Origin of the sequence: Flavobacterium orientale (assembly GCF_014638005.1) — a bacterium.
Lineage (GTDB): Bacteria > Bacteroidota > Bacteroidia > Flavobacteriales > Flavobacteriaceae > Flavobacterium > Flavobacterium orientale.
Map to the genome: position 1 here is coordinate 39020 of NZ_BMFG01000009.1, position 16869 is coordinate 55888.

Annotated in this window: 16 protein-coding genes; 6 read left to right on the forward strand and 10 right to left on the reverse strand. The window is 32.8% G+C overall.

Going from position 1 to position 16869, the window contains the following annotated elements:
• Window positions 1–121: 121 nt before the first annotated feature.
• Together IEV15_RS11545 and rlmB are read left to right on the forward strand one after the other, a co-directional pair.
• Complete coding sequence (locus IEV15_RS11545) at window positions 122–1720, forward strand: BamA/TamA family outer membrane protein (RefSeq protein WP_229734149.1); 1599 nt, start codon at window positions 122–124, stop codon at window positions 1718–1720.
• Between the two features lie 30 nt (window positions 1721–1750).
• Window positions 1751–2485, forward strand: a complete 735-nt coding sequence (gene rlmB / locus IEV15_RS11550) for a 23S rRNA (guanosine(2251)-2'-O)-methyltransferase RlmB (RefSeq protein WP_188362683.1) — start codon at window positions 1751–1753, stop codon at window positions 2483–2485.
• 1 nt (window position 2486) lies between these two features.
• Here rlmB and IEV15_RS11555 read toward each other — a convergent pair whose 3' ends face one another.
• Window positions 2487–3245, reverse strand: a complete 759-nt coding sequence (locus IEV15_RS11555) for a rhomboid family intramembrane serine protease (RefSeq protein WP_188362684.1) — start codon at window positions 3243–3245, stop codon at window positions 2487–2489.
• A gap of 73 nt (window positions 3246–3318) precedes the next feature.
• On the opposite strand from IEV15_RS11555, the gene IEV15_RS11560 reads away from it, so the two are divergent.
• Window positions 3319–4596 carry a replication-associated recombination protein A gene (locus IEV15_RS11560; protein ID WP_188362685.1) on the forward strand — a complete coding sequence of 426 codons (1278 nt, stop codon included), beginning with the start codon at window positions 3319–3321 and terminating at the stop codon, window positions 4594–4596.
• On the opposite strand, the gene IEV15_RS11565 is transcribed toward IEV15_RS11560, so the two are convergent.
• From IEV15_RS11565 to radC, 7 genes are all read right to left on the reverse strand, one after another.
• Window positions 4593–5342: a hypothetical protein gene (locus IEV15_RS11565; RefSeq protein ID WP_188362686.1), complete on the reverse strand. Its 750-nt coding sequence runs from the start codon at window positions 5340–5342 to the stop codon at window positions 4593–4595. The two genes, IEV15_RS11560 and IEV15_RS11565, sit on opposite strands and share 4 nt — an antisense overlap.
• Before the next feature lie 15 nt (window positions 5343–5357).
• A complete protein-coding gene (locus IEV15_RS11570; RefSeq protein ID WP_188362687.1) occupies window positions 5358–6050 on the reverse strand; it encodes a YjjG family noncanonical pyrimidine nucleotidase in 693 nt (230 codons plus the stop codon).
• Between the two features lie 42 nt (window positions 6051–6092).
• Window positions 6093–6644, reverse strand: coding sequence for a hypothetical protein (locus IEV15_RS11575; protein WP_188362688.1), 552 nt, complete (start codon window positions 6642–6644; stop codon window positions 6093–6095).
• Window positions 6637–7929, reverse strand: a complete 1293-nt coding sequence (locus IEV15_RS11580; RefSeq protein WP_188362689.1) for an ABC transporter permease — start codon at window positions 7927–7929, stop codon at window positions 6637–6639. The genes IEV15_RS11575 and IEV15_RS11580 overlap by 8 nt, the downstream gene beginning before the upstream one ends.
• A gap of 1 nt (window position 7930) precedes the next feature.
• Window positions 7931–8560: an ABC transporter ATP-binding protein gene (locus IEV15_RS11585; protein WP_188362690.1), complete on the reverse strand. Its 630-nt coding sequence runs from the start codon at window positions 8558–8560 to the stop codon at window positions 7931–7933.
• 71 nt (window positions 8561–8631) lie between these two features.
• Complete coding sequence (locus IEV15_RS11590; RefSeq protein WP_188362691.1) at window positions 8632–9192, reverse strand: PepSY domain-containing protein; 561 nt, start codon at window positions 9190–9192, stop codon at window positions 8632–8634.
• A gap of 11 nt (window positions 9193–9203) precedes the next feature.
• On the reverse strand, window positions 9204–9899 hold the full coding sequence (radC, locus tag IEV15_RS11595; RefSeq protein ID WP_188362692.1) for a RadC family protein: 696 nt from the start codon (window positions 9897–9899) through the stop codon (window positions 9204–9206).
• A 111-nt stretch (window positions 9900–10010) separates the two neighbouring features.
• On the opposite strand from radC, the gene IEV15_RS11600 reads away from it, so the two are divergent.
• The 3 genes from IEV15_RS11600 (at window position 10011) to IEV15_RS11610 (ending at window position 14564) form a co-directional block, all read left to right on the forward strand.
• Window positions 10011–10748: an outer membrane lipoprotein-sorting protein gene (locus IEV15_RS11600; RefSeq protein ID WP_188362693.1), complete on the forward strand. Its 738-nt coding sequence runs from the start codon at window positions 10011–10013 to the stop codon at window positions 10746–10748.
• A gap of 66 nt (window positions 10749–10814) precedes the next feature.
• On the forward strand, window positions 10815–13895 hold the full coding sequence (locus tag IEV15_RS11605) for a WD40/YVTN/BNR-like repeat-containing protein (protein ID WP_188362694.1): 3081 nt from the start codon (window positions 10815–10817) through the stop codon (window positions 13893–13895).
• 96 nt (window positions 13896–13991) lie between these two features.
• Window positions 13992–14564, forward strand: coding sequence for a DUF1287 domain-containing protein (locus IEV15_RS11610; RefSeq protein WP_188362695.1), 573 nt, complete (start codon window positions 13992–13994; stop codon window positions 14562–14564).
• Window positions 14565–14632: 68 nt separating this feature from the next.
• Here IEV15_RS11610 and IEV15_RS11615 read toward each other — a convergent pair whose 3' ends face one another.
• Together IEV15_RS11615 and IEV15_RS11620 are read right to left on the reverse strand one after the other, a co-directional pair.
• Window positions 14633–15988, reverse strand: a complete 1356-nt coding sequence (locus IEV15_RS11615; RefSeq protein WP_188362696.1) for a UDP-N-acetylmuramate--L-alanine ligase — start codon at window positions 15986–15988, stop codon at window positions 14633–14635.
• A 66-nt stretch (window positions 15989–16054) separates the two neighbouring features.
• On the reverse strand, window positions 16055–16741 hold the full coding sequence (locus tag IEV15_RS11620; RefSeq protein WP_188362697.1) for a tetratricopeptide repeat protein: 687 nt from the start codon (window positions 16739–16741) through the stop codon (window positions 16055–16057).
• Between the last annotated feature and the right edge of the window lie 128 nt (window positions 16742–16869).

The window sequence follows — 16869 nt, forward strand, 5'->3', positions numbered from 1 at the left end:
AAATACCATTCTTTCTATTTTTACGTTACTTTTATCAAAATTTATTTTGGATTTGAAACCCCTATTATATCTTATATTTTGTTTACTTCTGATTGAAAATTGTTTTTCTCAATCTCTCTATTTGAAAATTGAAGGCAACTCAAATTCAGAAACTCAAATAATAGATTCTATTGGTTATCCCAAAAAATTTAAAACGGCCAATGAAATAATTACCGCTTCAAAAAACCTATCCAATCAACTCTTTCAAATTGGGTATTTTGAACATCAAATTGCGGAACCGCTAAAAGTAAACGATTCTACTTTTTTCTTCAAATACAATCTCAAAAATAATAGCAATACAATTTTGCTACATATTAAAGATGCTGATTTAGAATTTGTACCCTTAGGATTTAAAAGCTCCTCAAATCAATTTACAATTGAAACAAAACAATTGCAAAGCTTCATGGAAGAACTATTGAAAAAACTGGAAGTAAATGGTTATTCCTTAGCAAAAGCTCAATTGATAAATATTCAAACTCAAAACAATAAAATTAGTGCAGACCTATATATAAACAAACAAGCTAAAAGAAACATTAACGATATAGTAGTTTTAGGTTATGACAAATTTCCAAAAGGACATCTAAAAAACATTCAACGAATAAATAGGAACAGAACTTTTACTAAGCTTAATCTTGAAAATATATATAATGACTTCAACAAACTTCCTTTTGTAAAACAAACCAAATATCCGGAAATATTATTCACTCCTGATTCTACAAAAATTTATGTTTATTTGGAAAAAGCAAAATCCAATCAATTTGATGGCTTCATTGGGTTTTCTAATGACGAAGACAGTAAGATTATTTTTAACGGTTATGTAGATCTTCTTTTACAAAACGCAATAAACTCCGGTGAAAAAATATTTTTATATTGGAAAAATGATGGGAACCAACAAGCTACCTTTAATATAGGTCTGGAAATTCCTTATTTATTTAAAACACCCATAACTTTAAAATCCGAATTGAATATTTTCAAACAAGATAGTACGTTTCAAAACACAAAAACAGCTATAGATTTAGGTTACCTTTTTAATTATAATACAAGAGCTTATGTTGGCTATCAATCAACTCAATCAGGCACCATTCAAAACACATCTTCACCTTTGATAAATGATTTCAATAATGCATTTTTTACAACTCAATTTGAGTTTAAAGATTTTAAATTTGATGATTTTCTTTTTCCCGAAAAAACAAATTTGAATCTTAAATTTGGTACTGGCGAAAGAACCACTCTAATAGACACTCAAAAACAGTACTTCATTTCAATGAATGCTACTCATATTTTTAATTTAAATGAAAACAACAGCATCCAACTCAATAGTGAGAATTTTTATTTGAAAAGCGACACCTATATTATTAATGAATTGTTTCGATTTGGAGGAATTCGATCAATAAGAGGATTTAATGAAAATAGCTTACAAGGAAGTTTATTCACCTCACTGTTAACGGAATATCGCTACACGTTTTCCTCAGGTTTTTATGCTCATACAGTCATAGACTACGGCTATTTTGAAGATAAATCAACAAACAATAGTGCTTCTCTACTTGGTCTCGGAATTGGATTTGGTTTGTTTACAAAAAACGGACTATTCAACATTGTTTATGCCAACGGTAACGAAAAAAATCAAGAGTTTAAATTATCCAATTCAATTGTTCACATAAGTTTTAAATCTAGATTTTAAGTTTCTAAACTTAATTGTACCTTTGACCCCATGGAAAAAGAAAATCAAATTTTTGGCATACGAGCAATTATAGAAGCCATTCAAGCTGGCAAAGAATTGGACAAAGTGTTTTTGCAAAAAGATTCGCAAGGCGATTTAATGCGGGAACTATTGAAAACAATGAAAAGTCATAAAGTTAATTTTACTTATGTTCCAGTAGAAAAATTAAATCGTTTGACTTCAAAAAATCATCAAGGTGCTGTGGCTACAGTTGCTCCGGTTGCATTTCATGATTTAGAAACTTTAATTTCTACCGTTGTTGAAAGTGGTAAAACACCTTTATTTTTAGTATTAGACCAAATATCTGATGCTCGAAATTTTGGAGCTATTATCCGAACCGCAGAATGCACAGGAGTTGACGGCATTATCATAGGCAAACAAGGAGCCGCACCGGTAAATGGTGATACCGTAAAAACCAGTGCAGGTGCCGTTTTTAATGTTCCGATCTGTAAAGTGGAACATATTAAAGATGCTATTTTTTATCTACAAGGTTCGGGAATAAAAACAATTGCCGCGACCGAAAAAACAGATGATTCAATTTATGATTTATCATTAAATGAACCTTTGGCCATTATTATGGGAAGTGAGGATCGAGGTGTAAATCCTTCTGTTTTAAAAATTGTTGATGAAAAAGCCAAACTTCCAATGTATGGAACCATAGCTTCTTTGAATGTATCTGTTGCTTGTGGTGCTTTTTTGTATGAAATAGTAAGACAGCGACAATAAATTAATCTTCTTTTTTTGGAATAAATTCATAAAAAACATTTTGAGACGACTCGAAAGGTTTTGACGATTCCATCTCCGAAATTTCTTCCGGTTTTGGTGGATTAACAAAGTTTCCATTGGCATCAAAACGTTTCATGAATGGATCATTTTCGGGATTAAAATCCGGTTTTTCCCATTCATAACGAATTGGTTTTTTATATTTTTCGGCTTTGTATAAAAGTGAAAATAAAAACCCTGTAATAAATCCGGCCAAATGTCCTTCCCAAGAAATTCCTTTCTCCACATCCGGAAAAATATACCAAATCATTCCGCCATACAACATTACAATCATTAAGGACAAAGCAACCAAACGATAATAACGAGTTTGAATTCCCTTAAAAAAAATAAAACTCACCAAAACATAAATCAATCCACTAGCACCAATATGATAGCTTTCACGACCAATTAACCAAGTGCCGAGTCCGGAAATTAGAATTCCAAAAACTAAAACTTGTAAAGAAACTTCTCTGTAAAAATAGCGTAATAAGGCAATTAAAAATAATAATGGAATAGAATTATTATATAAATGATTCAAATCACCATGCAAAAAAGGACTAAAAATCACACCTTTTAATCCACTCCAAGTTCTTGGAAAAACACCGAATTCACTTAGGTCAATTTTAAATCGAACTTCTATCCAAAAAACAATCCACAAAGCCAATACAAAAAATAATGGCCATGCAATTACAGATGTTGAAAAAATAAATGGTTTTTGTTTCATATGAGGATTTGAATCAAAAATTCAACCAAAACGAATATAGTGCTTTTTTGTCAGAAATCAGTATTTTTACATCATGGAAGCACCACTTGCCGAACGCATCAGGCCACAACATTTATCAGAATACATTAGTCAATTACATTTGGTTGGCGAACAAGGTTCGTTGACGCATCAAATTGCAAAAGGAATTATTCCTAGTTTAATTTTATGGGGTCCACCGGGAACCGGAAAAACGACGTTGGCTCAAATTATGGCTCAAGAAAGCAAACGTCCTTTTTTTACGCTGAGTGCCATTAATTCTGGGGTAAAAGACATTCGGGAAGTGATTGAAAAAGCCAAAATGAGTGGCGGATTATTCACCGCTAAAAACCCGATTTTGTTTATTGATGAGATTCATCGTTTTAGTAAATCACAACAAGATTCATTATTAGCAGCAGTTGAAAAAGGATGGATTACATTGATTGGAGCTACTACTGAAAATCCGAGTTTTGAAGTGATTCCTGCTTTATTGTCAAGATGTCAGGTTTATGTATTAAATGCATTTTCTAAAGATGATTTAGAACAATTGTTACACCGTGCAATTGAACAAGACGAAATTTTAAAAACCAAACAAATTACCTTAACAGAAACCGAAGCTCTATTGCGACTTTCCGGTGGCGATGGAAGAAAATTGCTGAATATCTTCGAATTGATTGTTAATGCAACAGAAGAAAATTCGATTGAAATCACAAATGAAAAAGTGATGCAGTTGGTTCAAAAGAACACCGTTTTATATGACAAAACGGGCGAACAACATTATGATATTGTATCGGTTTTCATCAAATCTATTCGCGGAAGTGACCCAAATGGAGCGGTCTATTGGTTAGCTCGAATGATTGAAGGTGGCGAAGACGTGAAATTTATAGCCCGACGAATGCTCATTTTAGCCAGTGAAGATATTGGCAATGCCAATCCAACTGCTTTAATCATGGCAAACAACACATTTCAAGCGGTAACAACTATTGGTTATCCTGAAAGCAGAATTTTATTGAGTCAATGTGCGATTTATTTGGCTACATCCGCAAAAAGCAATGCGAGTTATTTAGCTATCGGAAAAGCACAACAAATCGTGAAACAAACCGGCGATTTGCCTGTTCCTTTACATCTTCGAAATGCACCAACCAAATTGATGAAAGAATTAGGCTATGGTGACGAATACAAATATTCGCACGATTATGAAAATAATTTTGCTGAGCAGGAATTTTTGCCTGATGAAATCCAAAACACTTCTTTTTATGAACCCGGAAATAATGCGAGAGAAAAAGAACTTAGGCAATTTTTAAAAAACCGCTGGAAAGATAAATATGGATATTAGAATTTTATTGTCAATTTTTCTGAAACTACGTTATCGTTTTCTTGATATTCAAAAAACCAACTGCCATCTTTTAAAGTGACAACACCATTCAGAGATCCTTTTTGAGCTAAAAAAACTGAAGGATTATCTGTTTTTGACAACTTAAAAACCACTTTTGGAGTTGAATCTACTAGCTGAAAACCATTTGAAATGGGTTGAGCAAAAAGAATTTCATCAGATTTTGAAAGTAAAATTGCTTGAGCTTCAGTGGGCTGAATTTCAACAACCTCTGTTGCTTTTTTATCGCTAATAACAGTCACTTTAGAATTTGTTTTTTTATTCGCTGAATAGTTATAATTAAAATTATTCAATGAGGTAAAGGCATTTTTCAAAGCTTCTTCATAAGCTGTTTTATTATCTTTTTCCTTACTACTTCCAATTTCGCTGCTGTAAATAATAGTGCCATTACAATCTTTAAAAACAATTTTTAATTTTGTCCAAATAAATCTGCCTACTCTTTCAACATCAACTTTTAAAGCTTCACACTCCTCAAAAGAAATATGTGATGGAATTTCTTGATTATCATAAAAACATATAAATCCAATTTTTTCCAAATTATGTTTTGTGATGGTATTTAATCGATATTCATTTTCAGAATTCATAAATTCAAATTTTGCTGGAACTATAACATATTTATAGTTATTCAAAGTTTGAGACCAACTTGAAAATGAAAATATGAGCAACAAAAGAAGGATATATTTTTTCATAGTATAATTGATTGTTTATAAATAATTTTTTAATAAAAGTAAATGATTTATTTGAGTTATAGAAGGTGTTACTTCAATATTAAACTCATTAAAAAAGATAGCATCCAAACCCGAATTTATTGCCCCTTCAACATCGGCTTCCAAACTGTCACCAATCATAATGCTTGTTGCCCTTTGAGCTTTAGCAGATTTTAATGCGTAATCAAAAATGAGCGGATTAGGTTTTTTTACCCCTGCCAATTCTGAATTGGTTACGGTTGTAAAGTACTGTTTAATATTTGAGTTTTTTAACTTTCCTTCTTGTACAGAATGAAAACCATTGGTTATGATGTGTAATTTATATTTTGGATGTAAATACTCTAAAATCTCCAAAGCTCCTTGGTATAAATTATTGAATTGAGGCAAATAAACAATGTATTCCTTGGCAATTAAATGAATTATATCGTCATGAACTTCTTCCTTCATCAAATCAAAAACTTCCTTTAAACGAAAATAGCGTAAATCTTCTTGAGAAATTTTTTCATCACGATATAATTTCCAATATTTTAGATTAGTAGGAACATAAAAATTTAAAAAAAGGGATAAATCTAAATCTAATTTATGCTTATCAAAAATCACTTCAAAAGCTAATGCTGAATTTTTTTCAAAATCCCAAAGTGTATGATCTAAATCAAAAAAAATATCCGATTTGTTTTGAAAAGGTTTCATTAAAAATGATAAATAGTAATGGAAAAGATTAAACGGCTTTGATTATTTAGCTCCTTTTACAATAACGGCTTCATCTACATGATAAATCCAATCGTTAACATCGTTATCATTATATCTAAAAACACCTTCAAGGGTAACATATTGATCGGTTTTTAGTTTTGGAGTTGCTCCTTTAAATTTAATTCCCATAATGGTTTCAGGTCCGGCTTGACCACAAAAAAAACAAGAAGCAAATACATTTTTACTTAATGCATAGGAAACATTATCAATTGGAATTATGAAACCACTCATCACAATTTTTTTCTTTCCTTTTTGTTTTAAACTTGAATTAATAATAGGAAACATTACCCCGTCAGGATAGTCTTTGCTTGGTTTTTTTACATATTTAATTTCGCCCAATAATTTCCATGTTAATGTATCGGGCTTTGTATGCTGAAATGGATTTTCTAAATTTAAAAACGAAGCCGATTGCAAATTGCTGTTTTGATCTACTTTATTAGATGTAGTTGCTTTCACTTGTTTTGGAACAAAAGTTGTGTCCAAATAAGCTAAAACTATGAAAACCAATATGAAACCAATATAAATTTTACGCATTTGATAATGTTTTTGAAATATTTAATGTATATGCTTTAATTGCCGGTAGTAGTGCAGCTAAAATCCCAACAAATATAGTAACCAAAAATAAAATTCCTTCTTTTTCCCATAGTATTATAAACGGATCAAAAGCCATTTTAAATTGTTCATCTGTTGTTGATGAAATTATCCACAAGGCAAGTCTTCCAACAATTGTACCAAAAAGAAAACCTACAATACATAATAGCAAACTTTCAAAAAGCACTAAAACTAAAAGTTGAATTCTTGATGCTCCTGATACCCGCATCAATGCAAATTCATATTTTCTTTCTTTGAGTCGATTGTAAAGTGCAATAAAAATGCTAATTCCGGAAATCAACATAATTCCATAAGCCAGATATTCTAATGCTTGAAGTCCAAATCCAAAAAGTGAAAATAATCTGTTGATTTCAATTGCCGGAAGTGCCGCTTGCATTTTCGTGTTTTGAGCAATCATTCTTGGCCAAGAAATGATACCCATCTTACTTTTGAATTTAATTAAAACGGCTGTAATTTCATTTTCTTCTTCGTGATCGTGTTCATCGCCTTCTTCATGAACATGTCCTTCTTCACCATGTGCCGGATTTTCATCAACTTCGTCATGGTCGTGATTGCAATTTTCATCATGTACATGACCTTCATGATCGTGACCATGATCACCATGAACAGCCCAAACACTTTCAACTGTTGAAAGTATCAAATTGTCAACAACTTTTCCGGTTGGTGAAGCAATTCCTGTTACTACATAAGGAAAATCTTCGTGAACATCACCTTCCTGAGAATCGCCATGAGTTCCAAAAAAAGTATCGCCAACTTTTAAATTTAATTTTTTTGCAATCTCACTGCCAACAACTACTTCAAAATCTTTTTCGAAAATTTTTCCTGTTTCAACTTTAGCTGTATATTTTTCTAAATAATCAGGAGTTGTTCCAACAATCCGAAAGCCTCGATAATTATCTCCAAAAGCTAACGGTATTGCAGTTTCTACAAAAGGATGATTCATCCATACCTGAGCTTCTTTGTAACTAATATTTCCGGTTGGAGCATCTACTTGATACACTGCCGAAAGAATTAATTGCAATGGACTTCCTTGTGCTCCAATAACCAAATCAACTCCATCAATATTACTTGAAAATTGTTTTTCAAACTGCTCTTGTAATAAAATCAAAAGCGAAATAATAGCAACAGAAGCCGTGAGTAACACTAGACTTAAAACGGTATTTAATGGTTTGAACCAAAGGTTTTTCCAAGCTAATTTTCCAATCATCTTAATTTAAATTTATATGGTTAGAAAATGTGTCTTTTAATCGTTGGTCATGCGTCACAATTATCAATGAAGCCTTGTGTTCCTTTGACAACTTTTGCAATAAATCAGCAACTTTTGCTGCGTTTTCATCATCTAAACTTGAAGTAGGTTCATCTGCCAAAAGCAATTTTGGTTCATTAATCAAAGCTCTCGCAATTGAAACCCGCTGTTGTTGGCCAATACTTAATTTAGAAGGAAGCTTATATATTTGATCTTCTAAATCAAGTGCAACCAATAATGATTTTGCTTTTTCTGTTGCTTTTTCTCCGTTTGACAACCAAGAAGCCAAAACAACATTTTCAAGCACATTTAATGAGGCAACAAAATGCGATTGTTGTAAAACCAACCCAATATTTTTACCTCTAAATTGATCAAGTTCTTTTTCAGATAATGATGAAATTGTAGTATCTTGAATTGAAATGGAACCTGAATCAGGCCGAAGTAATCCACCCAAAAGATGCAACAAAGTTGTTTTTCCTTTGCCCGAGTTTCCGGTAATCAACAAAGTTTGTGAAGCTTCATTATGCAAATCGGGAAATGAAAAAGTGGTTTTTTCATTAAATGAAAATTTCAAATCTTTGGTTTGAATCATTGCGTTAATTTTATTTTGGAAAGATACTGATATTTTGAAAAATGAGTTGTTAATCAATTCTAAAAATTAGCCTAAGATTTTCGCATTTTTTTGGGTCCATACCACAACCAAAATCCTGTAATTGTAAACACCAGCAAAGCAAAACTCATGATTGAAGTATAAATCAATTTAAAAGTTCCTGATTGAAATCCTAAATAATAATCAACAATTGACCCATCATGAATTTTCTCAACCACATCAGATCGTCTTGTGTCAATTTGAAGTAATTCTCCAGTTGCACCATCTAGTTGCACTTCATAAAAATGAGACTTGAACGTAAACTTTACCATTCCTTTTTCAGGTCGAACATCAATTCTATCAATTTCTGATTTTTTTTTATCGTTCAAATAAACTGACAAAAAATTAACTGCATTATTTTGTAAACTATCCAAAGGAATAAAACTACTCAATTCTGTAGATGTTCCTTTTTTTGTTTCGGGTAAAATCATACTACCGCTGTGTTTTTTTATTCCTAATAAAAACCCGGTAATCGCAATTATAAAAAAGAAAACAAACAAAAACGCACCAGTTGTTCTGTGAATTTTTCTAAAAATACGTAGAATTTTTGCTTGACTTTTTCTTGTTTCTGACACTTTATTGTTTTTTACATTACACCTTCATCGGCAAAGCTATAATAACCATTTTCTGTTACAATAATATGGTCAATAACTGACAATTCCAATTGTCTTGCTGCTGATTTTAATTTTTGTGTAATTTCTATATCAGGTTCACTTGGTTCCAATCTGCCGGAAGGATGATTGTGTGACAGAATTAATGATGTGGCATTATTTTCTAAAGCTAACTTTAAAATCAATCGAACATCTACCACAGTTCCTGTAATTCCTCCTTTGCTAAGTTGTTCCTTTTTGATTACTTTATTGGAATTATTGAGATATAATACCCAAAATTCCTCATGAGGTAGTTCACCTATTAAGGGTTGCATGATTTCAAATATGATTTTACTGGAAGTAATTTTAACTAACTGTGTTGCTTCTTCTGATTTTCTTCTTCTGGCTAATTCAACTGCGGCAATAATTGAAATTGCTTTTGCTTCACCAATTCCTTTAAATGTCATCAATTGATTGATTGACATTTTTCCTAAAGCATTTAGATTGTTTTGAACTGAAGCTAAGATTCTTTTGCTCAATTCAACTGCACTTTCATTTCTACTTCCCGAGCCTATTAATATGGCTAGCAATTCTGCATCGCTTAAAGCAGCTCTTCCTTTTAGTACTAACTTTTCTCTTGGCTTATCGTCTTCTGCCCAATATTTAATTGAGAAATTTGTTTTTTCTTCCATGTTGTTTGGCGTATAAATGTTATTAAAATTTAAAATTAATAATTTTTAGTTTTAGTTTGTAACATTTTTATTATTTTTATTACTAATTCAATCAAAATAAAACTTTTTATTATGAAAAAAAATAGTGTAACACTAGTTTGTGTATTTTCATTTTTGCTTGCTTCTGTAGCTTCTCTTGCCCAAAATGCAGACGAAATTATCAGTAATTACTTCAAAACAATTGGAGGTGCTGAGAAGTTTGAAAAACTAACCGGAACAAAAATGGAAATGAGTGTGAATTATCAGGGTATGGAAATTCCTGTAGAAATGGTTCAGCTTAAAGGCGGTAAAATGTATTTGAAAATTAATTTCCAAGGTCAGGAAATTACTCAAATGGCATTTGATGGAACAACAGCTTGGTCAACAAATTTTATGACCATGAAAGCTGAAAAAATGGAATCGGAAATGGTTGAAAACATTAAACAAGAAGCTAACGATTATCCTGATGTTTTGTTAAATTATAAAGCAAAAGGATATACTGCAGACTATCTAGGAAAAGAAACCAAGGAGGGAACGGAATGTTACAAAGTTAAAATCACAAAAAAACCGCAAACTGTTGATGGTGAAAAAGTGGATAATGTAGTCTTCTATTATTTTGACACAGAAAATAATGTTCCGATTTTAACAGAAACTGAAATTAAACAAGGCCCGATGAAAGGACAAATGTCAACAACAACAATGAGTGACTACCAAGAAGTTGACGGGTTGTATTTTCCTTTTACAATGAATCAAATGGGACAAGCTATGGTGGTGAAGAAAGTTACTTTAAACCCAACAGTTGATCCAAGTGCTTTTAGCTTTAAAGAATAAAACTAATAACTTTTAAAAATCCCCATTATATAAATTTTGGGGATTTTTTTTAAACCAAACTCAACAATGAAAAACTATAACAAATTACTTGTTGCTTTAAGTTTCATTTTTGCTTTTCAAGTTCAAGCACAAGAGGAAATAATTTTAAAAGGCAAAGAATTATTTGGTGATATCAAAGCCCGTCAGATTGGTCCGGCTATTATGAGCGGGAGAATTTCAGACATAGCAAATCACCCCACAAACAACAAAATAATCTACATTGGTGCTGCCGGTGGTGGCGTTTGGAAAAGTTCAGATGGTGGTGCTTCCTTCTCTCCTATTTTTGACAAACACATTCAATCGATTGGTTGTGTTACTATTGACCCTAATAATCCTGACAACACAATTTGGGTTGGAACAGGTGAACCATGGACCCGTAATAGTGTATCTATTGGAGATGGAATTTATAAATCAACCGATGGTGGTTTGAATTGGACTAACATGGGTTTACCAAAATCAGACCGAATTACATCCATAATTGTTGACCCAAGAAATAGTGATGTAGTTTGGGCTGGAGTTCTTGGTGCACTTTGGGGTGATAGTGAAGATCGAGGCATCTATAAAACAACAGATGGCGGAAAAACATGGAATAAATCATTTTATGTAGATCAAAAAACAGGTTGTGCAGACTTGGTAATTGACCCCGTTAATCCGGATATTATGTATGCCAGTTTTTGGGAATTCAGAAGAACCGCATGGTCGTTTAATTCCGGAGGATATAATTCTGCCTTGTACAAAACTATTGATGGCGGTAAAACTTGGAACAAAATTCACAATGGTTTTCCAAAAGGGCAATTGGGCAGAATTGCTATTGGAGTAGCTCCATCAAAACCTGAAGTTTTATATGCTGTCTTGGAAACCGAACAAGATAAAGACAAAGGCTTATATCGTTCTGAAGATTCAGGTGCCAGTTGGAAACATTTAAATAGTGATTTTGAATTGGTTGTTCGTCCGTTTTATTTTTCAAGAATTACAATTGATCCTCGAAATCCGGATATTCTATACAAAGGTGGTTTAAGAGGTTCCATTAGTAGAGATGGTGGAAAAACATTTAAACCGCTAGGAAACATGCATGCTGATATTCATGATGTTACTGTTGATTTACATGACAGCAATCGAATTTATGTGGCAACCGATGGAGGTTTATACAGAAGTTGGGATTCTGGAAACACACTTGACATTGTAAAAAATCTACCCCTTTCACAGTACTATCATTTAAGTTTAGATGATGAAGAACCTTATAACATTTATGGAGGTTTGCAAGACAATGGCTCATGGTATGGCCCAAGTAAAAGTGACGGCGGCATTGAAGCTCGCGACTGGCATGTTGTGGGTTATGGCGATGGATTTCGTGTTTTAAAACATCCTACCAAAAAAATCATTTACAGTGAAATGCAAGGTGCCGAAAACATTTGGCGATATAATTTAGAAACTAAAGAATTAAAAACCATTCAACCGCTTGCCGTAAAAGGCGACCCAAAATTACGTTTCAACTGGAATACACCTATTGTTACCGGAATTCACAACCCTGACAGAATTTATGCCGGAAGTCAATTTGTTCATGTTTCTGATTACATGGGACAAACTTGGCGAAAAATATCAGGCGACTTAACCACTAACGATCCTACAAAAACAAATACAGAAAAATCAGGTGGTCTTTCTGTTGACAATTCCGGAGCCGAAAATCACTGTACCATTTTTACCATCGCAGAATCACCCTTAAACAAAGACGTAATTTGGGCCGGAACTGATGATGGCAATGTTCAAATTACAAGAGATAGTGGCAAAACATGGTCTAATGTAACGGCGAATATTAAAGGATTACCAAAAAACACCTGGTGTTATCACATTGAAGCAAGCGTTTTCAATGAAGGAACTGCATATGCCGTTTTTGATGGTCATTCAAAAAATGATTATACTGCTTATGTTTATAAAACTTCTGATTTTGGAAAAACATGGACATCAATTACCACTCCTGAAATAGGAAGTTTTGCACGAAATATTCAAGAGGATTATAAAAATCCTAACTTATTATTCTTAGGTACAGAAATAGGATTATACATCACTGTTGATGGCGGTAAAAATTGGTCTAAATTTGAAAATAATATGCCTGCTGTGGCGGTGCATTATTTGGATTTACATCCAAAAACAAATGATTTGGTAATGGCTACACATGGTAGAGGAATTATCATAATTGATGACATAAGTACACTCAGACAAATCACTCCCGAAATCCTGAAAAAAGAAGTTCATTTTTTTGATAGAAAACCATTTGTGATTGAAGAAGAATCCAGTTTTGGTGGCACCGCTTCTGAATTGGAGTTTGTTGGACCAAATCCAAATACCTCAGGTCAAATCATCTATTATTTGAAAAAACGAAATACGTTTGGAAAAATGGATTTGGAAATTCAGGATACGAATGGAAATAAAATAGTGACACTTCCTGCAGGAAATCAAAAAGGGATTAATATTGTTTCATGGAATTACAACACCAGAAATCCAAAAATTGCAACTGCAAAAACATTAAGTTTTGGAGGCTTCACTTCTCCAAGAGTTCCGGAAGGTACTTATAAAGCAGTTTTGACAAAAGGAAAAGAGGTTTACACACATGAATTCAAAGTTGTTAACGACCCAAAAAGTGTAATAACGCCAAGCGAAAGAAAACTTCAAGCTGAAGCTGCAAAAATGCTTTTTGATAAAAATGAAGAGTTAGCCTATTTCGTTTATGAACTAGACGAGTTAATAGCTCTTAACAAAAAAATAATTGAAAAAGACCCAAAAACAGCAAAAGCAAATAACAAGATTGATGCGGAGTTTAATGCTCTAAAAAACACAATGGTTGTGACAACAGGAGATATGTATGTTGGTGCCGCTGAACCACAATTAAGAGAAAAATTGAGTACAATTTATGCCTCTGTTGCTCAACAATTTGACGCACCATCGCCTTCTCAAAAAGACAACATTGAAAATGTGATGGATTTATATTCTAAAGCAACAACAAGTTTAAATGCTCTAAAAGGAAAATATAAAACCAAATTAATTGATCAGGGAACTAAACTTGGCATTCCATTTCAATTAAAATCATTTGATGAGTTTTTGAAAGATTAAATTTTTTACAACGTAACAAAAAATGCTTCTTTAACAAAAGAGGCATTTTTTTTGTACTAAAAATTTTGATTTTGAGTTTATTTTAAAAACATTTTCATGAAGACACTGCTCTCTTTCTTATTAATTGGAATACTATCTTTCAATTCAACTACTTTTTCTAAAAAATTATCTGACGCCGCTTTGGAATTAACAAAAGACAAAGTGACTTATGATCCGTCATATGTGAGCATAAAATATCCAAATGGTGATGTGCCAAAAGACAAAGGTGTTTGCACCGATGTGATTATTCGTGCCTACCGGAAATTGGGTGTTGATTTGCAAAAAGAAGTACACGAAGACATGAAAAAAAACTTTTCGCTCTATCCTAAAAAATGGGGATTAAAAAAAACTGACACTAATATTGACCATCGAAGGGTTCCCAATTTAGAAGTGTTTTTTGAACGAAAAGGAGAAAAACTGACAGTTACTAAAAATGCTTCCGATTATAAAACCGGCGATATTGTAACTTGGATGATTGGCGACAAGCTTCCGCATATTGGTATTGTTACACACAAAAAATCAACAGATGGTAAACGCAATTTAATTGTGCACAATGTGGGTGGCGGACAGGTTTTGGAGGACTGCTTGTTTAGTTATACGATTGTGGGGCATTTTCGGTATGAGAAGTAATTAGTCAATGTGGCAATTTGCCAATTAAAACTACTGCTAATTCCCTCAATGACTCATTGACATATTCCCTAATTGACTAATTGCTTAACCTCCTCAAAATCCAAACCACCATAATTCCCTGAACTCATCAACAACAAAGCAGAATTATCCAAATTAGTTGAAAATAAAAAATCTTTAAATTCAGTTGGATTCGTATAAATTATCAAATCATTTCGTTTAAAAGATTGTGCGATTTGGTCATACGTTACTTCTTCCAGTTGTTTGATTTTAACAGCGTCTGGCGAATAAAACACAACGGCAACATCGGCAGCATCTAAAGCTCCTTCGTATTCTTTCAAGAATTCGGCATTCAAACTGCTATAGGTGTGCAATTCTAAACACGCCACTAATTTTCTATCGGGATATTGATTTTTAACGGCTTTGGTAGTTGCAGCAACTTTACTGGGTGAATGAGCAAAATCTTTGTAAGCTACTTTTCCTTTTCCTTCGGCAATTTTTTCTAACCTTTTAGAAGCTCCTTTAAAATTGGCTATTGCCTCATAAAAATCGGCTTCATCCACACCCATATTTTGACATATCCATTTGGCTCCGGCAAGATTATTCAAATTGTGAGCACCGAACACTTCAATTGGCATTGGTCCTTCGGGAGTATCAAGATAAGTAGTTCCTTTTTCAACGGAATAATTGGGCGTTTGATAAGGTAATCTTCGGATGGTGTTGGTCGTTTCTTCAGCTACTTTTCTAACGGTTTCATCTTCTTCATTATAGACCAAAATGCCACCTTTTGTAATTTGATTTACAAAAATTTCAAACTGTTCTACATAATTTTCAAAGGTTGGAAACACATTAATATGATCCCATGCAATGCCGGAAAGTAATGCAATATTGGGTTGGTACAAATGAAATTTCGGTCTTCTGTCAATTGGAGATGATAAATATTCATCTCCTTCCAAAACGATAAAATCATTTTTTTCGGTGAGATGAACCATCGTATCAAAACCTTCCAGCTGTGCTCCTACCATATAATCAACTTCAATGTTATGATAATGCATCACATGTAAAATCATTGAAGTTATTGTCGTTTTCCCATGTGAACCGCCAATCACAACACGGGTTTTATTTTTTGATTGTTCGTATAAAAATTCAGGATAAGAATAAATTTTCAAGCCCAATTCTTTTGCTTTTAATAATTCCGGATTATCGGCTTTGGCGTGCATTCCGAGAATAATTGCCTCTATTTCTGTAGTTATTTTTTCAGGAAACCAACCCATTTCATTAGGCAAAAGTCTAAACTTTTCTAAACGTGATTTGGAAGGTTCAAAAATAGCATCATCACTTCCGGTAACGTGATAACCTTTGTGGTGTAAGGCAAGTGCTAAATTGTGCATGGCGGCTCCGCCAATGGCGATAAAGTGGGTTCTCATTTTCTGTTGTCGGTTGTCGGTTATCTGTTGTCGGTTAACTGATAACGGACAACAGACAACGGATTACTATTTTTCAAATTTATTTTTTAATGCTTCGGCTTTTTGTGGTTGTTTTAATTTGTTTTTATACAAATCATAGAGCTTTTGAAAGGTATTTTTTGAATTTCCAATTTCGTGAGCAATCATGTAATTTGCTTCAGCTTTTGTAAAACGTTTGAAATATTCATCAATAAAACCTCTGGCTAAATAACCATCAACTTTTGATAAATTCATTAATTCATCTGCATATTTTTGAGCTTTGGTTTCGCTTCCGCCAACAATACCCGGCAATTCGATATAAAGCATCACTAAAGCCCAGCGAGAGTCAATGTGTTTTTCATCTAATTTTGCGGCAGTTAAAAAAGATTTTTCAATTTCATCAATCATTCCTAAAGCTTTGAATTTGTTCGACTCTTTAGCTTTCATTCCCATAGCTCCACCAAACTTATAGTGATAATCAGCATTTTTAGGATATTGGATTTTTATTTTTTTATAGTATACAATAGCTTCATCCCAATTTTTTTCCTTCCCGGCTATATCTCCTAGATACTCTAAAGTTTTTGTGTGATTCGGATTTGATTTAAGTTGGTTTTCAAACAGAATTTTCGCTTCAGGAAACTTCCCTTTATGAAACAATTGCTCTGCTTTTTCAAAATCTGAATTAGCCATCGAAGGAATAGAAATTAAAAAAATTATAAAAGAGATCATTTTCATAGTTGGAATTTATTTTCAAAAGTAAGGAAATGTTTTTGTGTTTCATTTTAGTTGTAAAAATTTTAAGTATTTTAGTAAACAAATTTTTTCCTCAAAATCCAACCTTCTTGACCATTTTATACTCTATT

Bases quoted from the DNA above. Each gene is read 5' to 3' on its own strand.
- IEV15_RS11560 (WP_188362685.1), top strand. From the start codon at position 3,319: ATGGAAGCACCACTTGCCGAACGCATCAGGCCACAACATTTATCAGAA.
- IEV15_RS11605 (WP_188362694.1), top strand. From the start codon at position 10,815: ATGAAAAACTATAACAAATTACTTGTTGCTTTAAGTTTCATTTTTGCT.
- rlmB (WP_188362683.1), top strand. From the start codon at position 1,751: ATGGAAAAAGAAAATCAAATTTTTGGCATACGAGCAATTATAGAAGCC.
- IEV15_RS11570 (WP_188362687.1), bottom strand. From the start codon at position 6,050: ATGAAACCTTTTCAAAACAAATCGGATATTTTTTTTGATTTAGATCAT.
- IEV15_RS11615 (WP_188362696.1), bottom strand. From the start codon at position 15,988: ATGAGAACCCACTTTATCGCCATTGGCGGAGCCGCCATGCACAATTTA.
- radC (WP_188362692.1), bottom strand. From the start codon at position 9,899: ATGGAAGAAAAAACAAATTTCTCAATTAAATATTGGGCAGAAGACGAT.
- IEV15_RS11580 (WP_188362689.1), bottom strand. From the start codon at position 7,929: ATGATTGGAAAATTAGCTTGGAAAAACCTTTGGTTCAAACCATTAAAT.
- IEV15_RS11565 (WP_188362686.1), bottom strand. From the start codon at position 5,342: ATGAAAAAATATATCCTTCTTTTGTTGCTCATATTTTCATTTTCAAGT.
- IEV15_RS11600 (WP_188362693.1), top strand. From the start codon at position 10,011: ATGAAAAAAAATAGTGTAACACTAGTTTGTGTATTTTCATTTTTGCTT.
- IEV15_RS11555 (WP_188362684.1), bottom strand. From the start codon at position 3,245: ATGAAACAAAAACCATTTATTTTTTCAACATCTGTAATTGCATGGCCA.
- IEV15_RS11610 (WP_188362695.1), top strand. From the start codon at position 13,992: ATGAAGACACTGCTCTCTTTCTTATTAATTGGAATACTATCTTTCAAT.
- IEV15_RS11585 (WP_188362690.1), bottom strand. From the start codon at position 8,560: ATGATTCAAACCAAAGATTTGAAATTTTCATTTAATGAAAAAACCACT.
- IEV15_RS11575 (WP_188362688.1), bottom strand. From the start codon at position 6,644: ATGCGTAAAATTTATATTGGTTTCATATTGGTTTTCATAGTTTTAGCT.
- IEV15_RS11620 (WP_188362697.1), bottom strand. From the start codon at position 16,741: ATGAAAATGATCTCTTTTATAATTTTTTTAATTTCTATTCCTTCGATG.